1 protein-coding gene and 1 pseudogene are annotated in these 1765 nt (G+C 67.5%); both read right to left on the bottom strand.

Annotated features, from left to right (window positions below; all coding sequences use genetic code 11):
• Nucleotides 1-1318: Na+/H+ antiporter (locus DBR20_RS11635; protein ID WP_108266274.1), on the bottom strand; the 1318-nt coding region annotated here is incomplete at its 3' end.
• 110 nt (nucleotides 1319-1428) lie between these two features.
• Nucleotides 1429-1765, bottom strand: a pseudogene (locus tag DBR20_RS22340) (phospholipase); the annotation flags it as partial.

A 1765-nucleotide genomic window follows, 5' to 3' on the forward strand; every position in this document is an offset into this window, starting at 1 on the left:
GCTTGCGGGCCAGATCCTCTTCCTTGCGCTCACCCGAATCGGCCGGCAGCTGCAGGCCTTTCAACAGCTGCGGCAGCGCCACGCTGGCGCCGACAAGCGAGCACAGGATCACCGCGGCAGCCAGGAAGATCACGAGGTCACGTGCCGGGAACGGGCTGCCATCGGGCAGGAGCAGCGGCAGCGTCAACACACCGGCCAAGGTGATCGCACCACGCACACCCGCCACAGAGGTGGCCACCACGATGCGCCAGTTCGGTGCCTCGCCATGCTCCAGGCCGCGGCGTCGCGCGCGCAGCAGGTTCCAGCGCAGCGACAGCCACACCCACAGCAGGCGCAGCGCGATCAGCGTCGCGTTGATCACCAGCACGTACACCAGCAGCCACCACGCGCTCTGGTGGCCGCTCTCGTTCATGGTGGTGGTGGCGCGTTCGACAATGCCCGGCAACTGCTCGCCCAGCAGAACGAACATGATGCCGTTGAAGCTGAACTGCAGCATGTTCCAGACGCCGGCGCGCTGCACGCGCATGCTGCCGGAGACACGGCCGGTCATTTCCACGTAGCTCATGGAGATGCCCGCTGCCACCGCAGCAAGAATGCCCGAGGCGTTGATCTCTTCAGCCAGCAGGTACGCCGCGAACGGGATCAGAAGGTTGACCAGCATCGCCGCGCCCGGCTCTTCGCCGAAGCGGCGCCACAGCCAGCGCTGGAACGTGGACACGCCAAGGGTGACCGCCACGCCGACGGCCAGGCCGGCCACCGCCACCCACAGGAAGGTCAGCGACGCGGTCGCCAACGAGAACGTACCGGTCATCACCGCCGCCACCGCGAAGCGGAAGCAGACCAGGCCGGAGGCATCGTTGAGCAGCGACTCGCCTTCCAGGATGTGCATCAAGCGCTTGGGAATCGGCGCCTTGGCGGCGATCGCACCGACGGCCACCGGGTCGGTCGGTGACACGATCGCGGCCAGCGCGAAGCACACCGCCAGCGGCATCACCGGAATCATCCAGTGGATCAGCAGGCCCGCGCCGATCACGGTGAACACCACCAGCCCGAACGCCAGTTCGAGGATCGCGCCCTTGTCGCGGAACAGGCCCTGCTTGGGAATGCGCCAGCCATCGAGGAACAGCAGCGGCGGCAGGAACAGCAGGAAGAACACTTCCGGCTCCAGCGCGTGGCCGCGATTGAATACCCCGGCGATCACCGCACCGAGGCCGATCTGTACCAGCGGCAGCGGCAACGAGAATGGCAGGACGCGAACCAGGTAACCGCTGGCGACAACGGCCACCAGCATCGCCAGGACGACTTCGATGGTGTGCATGCTTCTTCCACAGGAGCGGCGCGTGGGGCCGGAAAAACCGGAGTGCGCCGGGGGACGGGAAAAAACTTAACACAGCAGGCCGCCACTGCGGCCAGCCATCTGAATGCGCGTCAGGACCGCGACAGCAAGCGCCGCTCGAGCCACGCCAGCGTGTCCCGCTGCATTTCCGCGGACAACGCATGGCCGACCGGGTAGCCACGCAGCTGATGGGCCACGCCCAGTGCCTGCAACCGGTGCGATGCGGCTTCGGCCAGGGTGAAGGGCAGCTTGTCGTCGTCGTAGCCGTGCACCACCAGCGCGTCCAGCCCGGCCTGGCCCACATCAGCCGGGATGCTCGGCGCGATTTCCGGCAGGATGCGCCCGCACAGGATCGCGAAGGATGTCACCCGCTGCGGCTGGGTCAGGGCGACGCTGGCGGCCATGATGCCGCCCTGGCTGAAGCCGGCC

Source organism: Stenotrophomonas sp. HMWF023 (genome assembly GCF_003060985.1).
GTDB lineage: Bacteria > Pseudomonadota > Gammaproteobacteria > Xanthomonadales > Xanthomonadaceae > Stenotrophomonas > Stenotrophomonas lactitubi.